The following is a 9,728-nucleotide window of genomic DNA, read 5'->3' as shown; positions in this document are numbered from 1 at the left end:
GCTTCTCGGTGACCGCCGGATCGGGCTGCTGGATCGGCAGGATCGTCGTGGCGTCGTCGGACGGGTTCGATATCGCGGGAACGTCTTGTGGCGCTTCGGGTTTCGCGTCCGGCACCGTAGTGTCCCGATCGCCGTTCGCGCCGCCGGCCTGCTGCGCCGGGCCGGACTTCGTGGTCTTCTCGCCACCCTTGTCAGACGAAACCTTGGGCAGTGCAACGGTTTTCGAATCGTCGGTACCGTCACCGTTCTCGTTCGCGGCAGCGTCCGGCGCCTTCGAGCCCGGCGCGGCGGCACCCGCGGCAGGGGCGGCGCCCTGACCGGCTGCGGCACCTTCGGCGCCCCCTGCCTTCGCGGCACCCGCAGGCTTCGCGCCCTTCGTGGTGCGCTCGGTATCGGGTGCGGCGGCCGGGCCGTTCGTCGTCGCCGGGCCGTTCGTGGCGGCGGATCCGGCAGATCCGGAGGATCCGGCAGTGCCGGTCGCGGCGTCGGACTTGCCGGAGTCCTCGGAGGTGGGAGCCTTGCCGGGTTTCTCGGGCTTGTCGCCGGTTTCCGCGCGCCTGGGGATGGCGACCGTCTCCGCTTCGCCCGCCGCTGCACCGCTCGCCGCAGTGCCCGCCTTTCCGGCGGCGTCCTTCTCGGCACCGGCCGGCTCGGCGGGTTCGCCACCGTCGCTCGCCTTCGAGCCGGGCGCGCCGGCGGCCGGCTTGCCGGAACCGGAAGTACCGGAACCGCCGGACCTCGCGCCCGGAGCGCCTGCACCGGACTTGTCACCCGCGCCGGAGTTCGCCTGGGCCGAACCGTTTTTCGCCCCCGGTGCGCGAATCACCTGGGTCTGCGCCGAGGGTGACGGCATGGGCGCGGTGGGGGCGGCACCGGGTAGTTGGTCCCGGGAGATGCGCTGGGTACGGTCCGGGGCGCCGGTGTCCGGTTCGCGGCCGGGTGTGGGCCCGCCCTGGGCGCCGAGCTTCGCCGGTCCGTCCGGACCCGCACCGGATGCAGCCTGACGCGGGCGGTCGCCGGAGGCGCCCTGGTGCGGCTTCTGATCGTCGTTCGGGTCGGACACGCGCTACCCCTTGCTCACTATCGGCTGTCGGTCGTCGACTGTCGGTCTCAGACGGCCAGCCTAATGGGGTCGGGGCGCGTAGGAGGCGGCAGACGCGCAACCATATAAGGGCTCGCCGTGGCCGACGGGGGCCCGGCGTCGGCCACGGCGCACCCGCTGCCCGGCGAGCCGGTGCGGTGGCGGTGCACAATGAAGCCCATGACCTCCTTCGGTGATCTGCTCGGACCGCAGCCGGTATTGCTTCCCGAAAACACGGAAGCCGAACAGGCCCTGCTCGACAATCAGGACCCGGTCCAGGTCGCCGCCGCGCATCCGACGGCCTCCGTGGCCTGGGCGCAGCTGGCCGAGGATGCGCTCGACCGCGCCGGCATCGTGGGCGCGCCCGAGGGCCAGGCCGAGGTGACCCTCGATGTGGTGGCGGCCTACGCCTTCGCCCGCACGGGCTATCACCGTGGCCTGGACCTGCTGCGCCGCAACGGGTGGAAGGGCTTCGGCCCGGTGCCGTGGAGCCACGAACCCAACCAGGGCTTCCTCCGTGCGGTCGGCGCGCTCGCCCGGGCCGCCCAGGCCATCGGTGAGAGCGACGAATACGCCCGCTGCCTGGATTTGCTCGAGGATTGCGATCCCCGCGCCGCCGCCGAACTCGGTCTGGACTGAGACTGGCCGGCACGGAACGGTTCGCGACCGCCATCACCGTCGATGCGGTTCGCGACAGCGGTAGACAGCGCATGCGCAATGGATGGGTACGTCTGCGCCGATCCGCGCTTCCGATCTTCCAGTGTGCGGTGGGCGCGGCCCTGTCCTGGTTCGTCGCCCACCGGTTGGTGGGGCATCCACAACCGTTCTTCGCGCCGATGGCCGCGGTCATCTCGATCGGCGTGTCGTTCGGCGCGCGTCTGCGCCGATCCGTGGAACTCGTCGGCGGTGTGGCCGTCGGGATCGGGATCGGCGACTTCTTCATCGGACAGGTCGGAACCGGTGCGTGGCAGATCGCGCTCGTCGTCGGGGTGGCGATGGCGATCGCGGTATTTCTCGACAGAGGTGCGGTCATCCCGATGCAGGCCGCCAGTTCGGCGGTGCTGGTCGCCACGTTGATGCCGCCGCATACCGGCGGAGGTCTCAACCGCATGGTCGACGCGCTGGTCGGTGGGTTCGTCGGCGTCGTGGTGGTGGCCGCGATTCCGCTGCACCCGGTGCGCCGGGCCCGGCAGCAGGCCGCCGATATCCTCACCGTCCTGGCTGCGGCGCTGACCGAATGCGCTGACGGCCTGCACGAGCAGAATGCCGACAAGGTCCGCGACGCATTGCATTCCGTGCGCGGTACGCAACCGCAGATCGACGGTCTGCGCAATGCGGTGGAGGGCGGCCGCGAGGTCAGCCGGATCTCGCCGCTGTACTGGAATTCCCGGCCGCGGCTGGAAGCGATCCGCGCGGCGGTAGACCCGCTCGACAATGCCGTGCGCAATACCCGAGTGTTGTTGCGCCGCGCCCTGACCCTGGTCCGCGACGACGAAATCCTCGATCCCCGAATGATCGCCGAGGTCGAAGAACTGGGGCAGGCGGTGGAAGTGGTGCGCCGCTACATGGTTGCCGAACCCGGCGAACAGCCCGATGCCGCCGAGGCGACGCGCGTCCTGCGGCGAGTGGCGAAGGGCGCGACCAAGGATCTGGTCGAAGGCGCCGGCCTGTCCTCGCTCGTGGTCTTCGCCCAATTGCGTTCCATCGTGGTCGATCTGATGCAGGTCTGCGGGATCAAACGCCTGTCGGCGCTCGCGCTGCTGCCGCCCACCGTGCAGAACCCCTATGTGGCGCCGCAGGATTGACGACACGGCGGTACCAGTAGTCGCCGAGCGTTCCGCGAGGTCGCCGGGCCCGGCTGCGCACGGCCACCGCGTTCGAATCGGGTAGTCGACTACTCGTGTCGCGGGCCGGCGCGGATCGTACGTTTGTCTCGACCGCGTCGACGAGGGGTGGCGCGGTCGGAAACTTCGCGACGGATGCGACGTGCGGCCGTTTTGGTGTGCGGCCGACCGCGTAGGGGGCGGGCGCTCCGTCGCGAAGAGGGCCGCCCGGTTCCCGTTCGCCGGCGAATCGAACCGGAATCGGGCGCGCCCGCCGAAAACTCACGTGTCAGGTCCAGAAGCGGGTCAGATAACTACCGATGGCCGCCCAGTCCGACGGCACGCCCGAGAGCTCGAACACCCAGTAGACGGCATCGAAGAACACCCGATTGAGCTCCGGCACCCACAGAATCGCGAGCAACAGCAGCAGTCCGAACGGCTTCACCTGATCCAGCGAACGCCGGGTCTGATAACTCAGCGACGGCTCCACGATCGCGTAGCCGTCGGTTCCGGGAATCGGCAGCAGATTCAGAATCGTCGCGGTGATCTGCAGAAATGCCAGAAAACTCAGGCCGAACCAGAAGGCGGCGTGGTCGTGGGTGGAGCCGGCGAACCGGACGATCACCAGCAGCACCACCGCGCACAACGCGTTGACCGCCGGACCCGCCGCGCTGATCGCGCGCTGGGTGCGTGTCGAGAAGTTCTGCGTATTCAGATAGACCGCGCCGCCGGGCAGCGCGAACCCGCCCAGCGCGATGAAGAAGATCGGCAGTGCGATCGACAGCAGCGGATGGCTGTACTTCACCGGATTCAGCGTCAGGTATCCGCGCATCTGCACTTCGCGGTCCCCGGCTCGGTACGCCGTGTACGCGTGGCCGAATTCGTGCAGGCACACGCTGAGAATCCAGCCCGCCACCACCAACACGAAGACGCCGGCCTTGGCCCGGGTGGACAGCGGATCGGCATCCCAGGCCAACGCTCCGCCCAGGGCGGTGATCACGACGATCAGCAAGAAGATCGGACTCGGGCTGATCCCCCGGCGGTACTCCCGGGCCCCTACGTGGTTACGCAAGCTGCCGCCTCCGGGGCCGTCGTCCGTACCGCACTACGCGCCGAGCCGGGAAGGAATAGGTCATCGCACCAGCAGCCAGGGCTCGTGATGACGGTAGAAACTCGACCGCGGCACGGTGCGATCGGCGGCGATGCCGTCGCGGGTCACCGCGGCGCCCGGTGAACCCAGCTGTACGGCACGGCCTGCCAACCAGCGCTTCTTACCCCAGCCGCGCTGCACCGTCGCGCGCACGCCGGGCATCTCGAGCGTCGGCGAAACATGCAGTGCCGCAACCTTTCCGGTGAACAACCGGACTTCGTCGACGTAGGCCTCACCCTCGAGTTTGCCGCCGTCGCGGCCGGTGATCGTGGCCCGGCCGACCAGGACGGTACCGGTCTCGTCACGAATCAGCGGGGTCGGCTCGGGCCGGCCCTCCAGCGCGCGTTTGGCGGCGTGCGAGCCCGTCCCGGTCTGATAGGCGCGGGAACCGTAGGTGCGATCCACCGGCACGTAACCGATCTCGACGGCCAGCCGTTCGGTGCGCAGCAGATGGGTGAGCACCGCGGCCAGACCGGCGTCCTCGCCCAGCACGATCAGTCGCGGCTGGTTGTCGGCCGCCAGCACCGGAAGCAGTTCGTCCAGTTCGCCGGTCTCGGGGATCGCCGTGGTCTGGGTAGTGGGCAGCGACGCGAGCGCGATGGGCACGGGAGCGCCGTTGCAGCGGAGAACATGAGTACTCAACTGCCGAACACCCTCCTCGGACCTGCCAACGCCATCGCCCTCGCTGCCTACCGGGCGCACCCCTGCCGGGACGCCTCCGCAGGCCACTGTAATCGGCTCGGGCGGTCGGCGCGCTCTCCGCTGCGGCGCGCGGGGGAGGAGGTGGCTGGTTAGGGCACGAATTGTGTCCACTAGACTGTCCCTCCGGCCACCGCCACATGGCGCGAGCGACGGGCCTCGGGAGCGCCGTCATCGGGCTCTGCAACGGCAGGTAGCTGCAGCGTCGCCGATGCTGCGCGTCGACACCGTAGGAGACTCCCATGCCGGCAATCGTGCTGATCGGCGCCCAGTGGGGCGACGAGGGTAAGGGCAAAGCTACCGATCTGCTCGGTGGCCGCGTCCAGTGGGTGGTCCGCTACCAGGGTGGCAACAACGCAGGTCACACGGTGGTCCTGCCGAACGGCGACAATTTCGCGCTGCATCTCATCCCGTCCGGAATCCTCACGCCGGGCGTCACCAATGTCATCGGCAACGGTGTGGTCATCGATCCGGGTGTGCTGCTCGACGAACTCGCCGGACTGGAACAGCGCTCGGTGGACACCACCCGGCTGCTGCTCTCGGCGGACGCGCACCTGATCATGCCGTACCACGTGGCCATCGATAAGGTCACCGAACGCTTCCTGGGCAACAAGAAGATCGGCACCACCGGACGCGGCATCGGCCCCTGCTATCAGGACAAGGTCGCCCGCGTGGGCGTGCGCGTCGCCGATGTGCTGGACGAGAAGATCCTCACCCAGAAGGTCGAAGCCGCACTGGAATTCAAGAACCAGGTGCTGGTGAAGATCTACAACCGGCGCGCACTCGACCCGCAGCAGGTGGTCGACGAGGTGCTGAATCAGGCCGAAGGCTTCAAACACCGCATCAGCGACACCCGGCTGCTGCTCAACCAGGCCCTGGAGAACGGCGAGACCGTTCTGCTGGAGGGGTCCCAGGGCACCCTGCTCGACGTCGACCACGGCACCTATCCCTATGTGACGTCGTCGAATCCCACCTCCGGCGGCGCCGCGGTGGGCGCGGGCGTGGGACCCAACAAGATCACCACGGTGCTCGGCATTTTGAAGGCCTACACCACGCGCGTCGGCTCCGGGCCGTTCCCGACCGAACTGTTCGACCAGTCCGGCGAATATCTCGCCAAGACCGGCGGCGAGGTCGGCGTGACCACCGGCCGCGCCCGCCGCACCGGCTGGTTCGACGCGGTGATCGCGCGCTACGCCACCCGGGTCAACGGCATCACCGACTACTTCCTCACCAAACTGGATGTGCTGTCGAGCCTGGACCGGGTGCCGATCTGCGTGGCCTACGAGATCGACGGTGAGCGGGTGGAGCAGATGCCCACCACGCAGACCGAATTCCACCACGCCAAGCCCATCTACGAGGAGATGCCGGGCTGGTGGGAGGACATCTCCGGGGCCCGCAGCTTCGAGGATCTGCCGGCCAACGCGCGCGCGTACGTCGAACGGCTGGAGGAGCTTTCCGGCGCCCGCGTGTCCTGCATCGGCGTCGGACCCGGCCGCGACGAGACGATCGTCCGTCACGACATCTTGAAGTAGCGAAAACGTTCGGGCTCAGTAGCAGGTGAGCGGCGCCAACGGTTCGGTGGCGTGCGGGGTCAGCGACGCGTAGGTCGCCGCGATCGACTTCACCGCCACCCGCAGATCGGATTCGGTGTGGGTGAACGGGATTCGCAGAAACCGTTCGAACGCGCCCTGGACTCCGAAGCGGGGCCCGGCGGCGAGCAGCACACCGTGATTGGGCGCGGTGGCGGCGAGGGCGGTCGAGACGGGAGCCGGTAGTTGCACCCAGATCGACATACCACCCCGGCCGGGACTCACCTGCCAGTCGGGCAGTTCCTCGGCCAGGGCCTCGAGCAGGGCGGCGCGACGGCTGTGCAGCTGTTCGCGGCGTTGTTCGAGGATCACGTCCGCATGGTCGAGCAGATAGCCGGTGGCCAGCTGATCCATCACCGGCGTGCCGAGGTCCACCGTGGACCGGGTGCCGAGCAGTTTCGCGATGAGCGATTGGTTGGCCCGGATCCAGCCGACGCGCAGGCCGCCCCAGAACGACTTGGACGCCGATCCGATCGTCACGATCTCCGATCCGCGCGCGAAAGCGGCTGCCGGAGGGGGTGCTTCGCCGTCGAGCTGCTGGTCGACCATGGACTCGTCGACGATCACCGTCATGCGGGTCTCGCGGGCGATCGCGGCCAGTTCCGCGCGGGCGTCGGCGCTCATCAGCAGGCCGGTCGGATTGTTGAAGTCCGGTACCAGGTAGGCGGTACTGGCGGCGGTTTGCCGTGCGGCACTGCGGATTCCGTCGAGATCCCAGGCGGCCTCCGGTTGTTCGGGGCGCAGCGGCACCGGGACCGGCCGGGCGCCGACGTCGCGGATCGCCTCGATCGCATTGGGATAGGTCGGGTGGTCTATCAGGACACGTTCGGCGGGTGCGGTGAGCACGTTGAGCAACAGCCGAAGTCCGTGCTGCGCACCGAGAGTCACCAGAATCTGGTCCGGTTCGGTGGGCAGGCCGCGTTCGGTGTAGCGGCGCGCGAGCATCTCCCGTAGCGGCAGTACGCCCACCGGATCCATACCGTGAGTGCCCAGGTAGATCGGAAGTCCTTGCAGCGCGGCGGAATACGCGTCGTTCATCTGCGGGGGCGCCGACATCGCGGCGTAGGTGAGGTCGATGGTGGGCTGTGCCGTCGGCGACATCACCGCCAGAATGCTGCGGGCCGGTTTGGTGCCGTCGTGTGCGACGTCGGAGGGCAGGGCCACTGTGCTGCGCGAGCCCTGCCGGCTGATCAGATAACCATGCTCGCGCAGCAGCGCGTACGCGGAGGTGACCGTGGTGCGGCTGACGCCCAGCGCGGTCGCCAGATCGCGTTCGCTCGGCAGGGCGATCCCCAGTGGGGCCCGGCCGTCGTGGATCAGCAGGCGAATACTCTCCGCGAGCGCCAGATATGCCGGGCGCGCGCCGCGGCGAGCGGCGCCGGATTCGTCGTGCCGCCAGCGGCCCAGGTCGCGGGTGAGGGTGGCCGCACTGATCACGCGTATCGCCATAGGGGCCAGTATCCGGGTAGTGGCTATTTGATTCAAGTCCAGATGCGGGCAGGCTGGATCTCATGTTCTCGGGTCTCGCCGCTCTGCTGGTCGTCGCGATCGTTCTTCTGGCCGCCTATCGTTATGCCACCGGATCCGGACGCCGGGTCGTCGCCCTCTTCGAGCGGTATCGCCCGAATGCGCCGATGGCGGATTGGTCACTGCGCGAGGTGGAGTGTCGCGATCCGGCCCGAGATCTCGCGGCGCTGCGGGGTCGGCAGACCTGTGTGACACGGGACCGGTCGGTGACTCGACCGCCTGTGCTGCCCTGACCGCCGGAGCGGAATCAGTCCAGTCGAGTGGTACTGGACTGCAACTGCCGGGGATGTCGGACCCTCGGTGCACACTGTGGGGTATGTCTGCGGGCAAGCTGTCCTCGATCTCGGTGACCGAATTCGATACCGCCATCGGCCGATGCGCGATGGGGTGGACCGATGACGGCGTCGTGCGGTTCCAGCTGCCGGAAGTCGTCGTCCGCGGTCCCGAGACCGCTCGGCCTTCGGCCTCCGAACAGGCCTCGGATGCCGGTGCCCTCACGGCCGGCATGTTGCGCCGAGGTGTGGACGCGATCGCCGCCGAGCGGGTGCGCGTCGTCGAGCCGTCGGACGGGATGGCCGAGGCGATCCGGGCCATTCGCGCGCATCTGACCGGGGAGCTCGACGATCTGCGGTGGATTCCGGTGGACTACCGCGCCCAGCCGGAATTCCATCGCGCGGTCTACGACATCACGCGCGCCATCGGCCCGGGGCACACACTCACCTACGGCGAGGTCGCCGCGCGGGCCGGGGCGCCCGGCGCGGCCCAGGCCGTCGGACAAGCCCTGGGCCGCAATCCGATTCCGTTGATCGTGCCCTGCCACCGCGTGCTGGCGGCCGACCACGGACTGCACGGCTTCTCCGCGCCGGGCGGCATCGTGACCAAGGCCCGGCTGCTCGAAATCGAACGCACCTCGGGATTCGGCGAACCGACCCTGTTCTAGGCGCCGCCGGGCTATTGCGAGGCGGGCAGCCGATCGAGGAAATCGGCGATGAGCGGGGCGATCTCGCGCAGATGCGTTTCCAGGGCGAAATGGCCGGTGTCGAACAGGTGCAGCTCGGCATCGGGTAGATCGGCGAGGTACGCGTCGGCGCCGGGGGCTGGGAAGAAGGGGTCGTTCGCACCCCAGACGACGAGCGCCGGCGGGGTGTACGTGCGCAGCCAGGCCTGCCATTCGGGGTAGCGGGCCACATTCGAGTGGTAGTCGTAGGCCAGCGACAGCTGCGCTCGGGTGCGGCCGGGTAGGTCGAGATAACTCTGGTCCAGCATCCAGCTCTCCGGAGCGAGCCGGCTCGTATCCGCGACCCCCTGCTCGTATTGGCCGCGGGTGCCGTCCAGGGTGAGCAGCTGGCCGATGATGTCGTCGGCTCCTTCCTGCTCCGGTCGCAGCGCGATGAAATCCTTTGCCCCGGCGGACAATCCGGCTTCGTAGGCGTTGCCGTTCTGCACCACCAGGCCGGTGATCCACTCGGGATGACGAGTGGCGATGCGGTAACCGACGGGCGCGCCGAAATCGAAGACGTACATCGCGAACCGGGTCAGGTCGAGCTGCCGCACGAATGCCTCGGTGATATCGGCGAGGCGATCGAAGGTGTAGTCGAAATCCGCCGGCGCCACGGTATTCCCGAAGCCGGGACAGTCCGGGGCGATCAGGTGATACCGGCTGCCCAACACGTCGATGAGGCGCCGGAACTGGTGCGACCCCGACGGGAAGCCGTGCAACAGCAGCAGCGCCGGAGCGTCCGCGCGAGTGGGTACGGATTCGCGATAGAAGACCTCGACGCCCTCCACTTCGACGCGCCGATTCCGCACTTCGGTCACTTCGATCATGATGTCACATGCCTTATCTCCGTAGGGATGCA

10 protein-coding genes are annotated in these 9,728 nt (G+C 68.6%); 5 read left to right on the top strand and 5 right to left on the bottom strand.

The features are described from left to right. The coding region (locus RJ03_RS25510) for a hypothetical protein (protein ID WP_036506474.1) at positions 1 to 1,063 on the bottom strand (1,063 nt) is incomplete at its 3' end. 198 nt (positions 1,064 to 1,261) lie between these two features. Here RJ03_RS25510 and RJ03_RS25505 point away from each other — a divergent pair. Together RJ03_RS25505 and RJ03_RS25500 are read left to right on the top strand one after the other, a co-directional pair. Further along, on the top strand, positions 1,262 to 1,720 hold the full coding sequence (locus tag RJ03_RS25505; RefSeq protein WP_036506471.1) for a DUF3151 domain-containing protein: 459 nt from the start codon (positions 1,262 to 1,264) through the stop codon (positions 1,718 to 1,720). 71 nt (positions 1,721 to 1,791) lie between these two features. Further along, entirely contained in the window at positions 1,792 to 2,886 is a 1,095-nt protein-coding gene (locus tag RJ03_RS25500) for an FUSC family protein (RefSeq protein WP_036506469.1), read from the top strand. A 307-nt stretch (positions 2,887 to 3,193) separates the two neighbouring features. Here the strand turns inward: RJ03_RS25500 and RJ03_RS25495 are convergent, their stop codons facing one another. Together RJ03_RS25495 and RJ03_RS25490 are read right to left on the bottom strand one after the other, a co-directional pair. Next, positions 3,194 to 3,976, bottom strand: coding sequence for a site-2 protease family protein (locus RJ03_RS25495; RefSeq protein WP_036506466.1), 783 nt, complete (start codon positions 3,974 to 3,976; stop codon positions 3,194 to 3,196). Positions 3,977 to 4,036: 60 nt separating this feature from the next. Beyond that, positions 4,037 to 4,696 (bottom strand): hypothetical protein, encoded by a 660-nt coding sequence (locus RJ03_RS25490; protein WP_036506464.1) that lies wholly within the window; start codon positions 4,694 to 4,696, stop codon positions 4,037 to 4,039. A gap of 299 nt (positions 4,697 to 4,995) precedes the next feature. Between RJ03_RS25490 and RJ03_RS25485 the strand changes: the two genes are divergently transcribed. Further along, positions 4,996 to 6,285, top strand: a complete 1,290-nt coding sequence (locus RJ03_RS25485; RefSeq protein ID WP_036506461.1) for an adenylosuccinate synthase — start codon at positions 4,996 to 4,998, stop codon at positions 6,283 to 6,285. A 15-nt stretch (positions 6,286 to 6,300) separates the two neighbouring features. Here the strand turns inward: RJ03_RS25485 and yczR are convergent, their stop codons facing one another. Beyond that, positions 6,301 to 7,791: a MocR-like transcription factor YczR gene (yczR, locus tag RJ03_RS25480; protein WP_036506458.1), complete on the bottom strand. Its 1,491-nt coding sequence runs from the start codon at positions 7,789 to 7,791 to the stop codon at positions 6,301 to 6,303. A gap of 62 nt (positions 7,792 to 7,853) precedes the next feature. On the opposite strand from yczR, the gene RJ03_RS25475 reads away from it, so the two are divergent. Continuing rightward, positions 7,854 to 8,102 (top strand): hypothetical protein, encoded by a 249-nt coding sequence (locus RJ03_RS25475; protein WP_036506455.1) that lies wholly within the window; start codon positions 7,854 to 7,856, stop codon positions 8,100 to 8,102. An 83-nt stretch (positions 8,103 to 8,185) separates the two neighbouring features. After that, a complete protein-coding gene (locus RJ03_RS25470) occupies positions 8,186 to 8,809 on the top strand; it encodes a methylated-DNA--[protein]-cysteine S-methyltransferase (RefSeq protein WP_051025238.1) in 624 nt (207 codons plus the stop codon). 11 nt (positions 8,810 to 8,820) lie between these two features. Here the strand turns inward: RJ03_RS25470 and RJ03_RS25465 are convergent, their stop codons facing one another. Further along, on the bottom strand, positions 8,821 to 9,687 hold the full coding sequence (locus RJ03_RS25465) for an alpha/beta fold hydrolase (protein ID WP_245552382.1): 867 nt from the start codon (positions 9,685 to 9,687) through the stop codon (positions 8,821 to 8,823). Positions 9,688 to 9,728 lie beyond the last annotated feature (41 nt).

The sequence above is a fragment of the Nocardia aobensis NBRC 100429 genome (assembly GCF_000308375.1).
In the GTDB taxonomy this organism is placed as follows: Bacteria; Actinomycetota; Actinomycetes; order Mycobacteriales; family Mycobacteriaceae; genus Nocardia; species Nocardia aobensis.
Note: the sequence above shows the minus strand (reverse complement) of the source record. Positions and strands in the feature narration are given on the sequence as shown.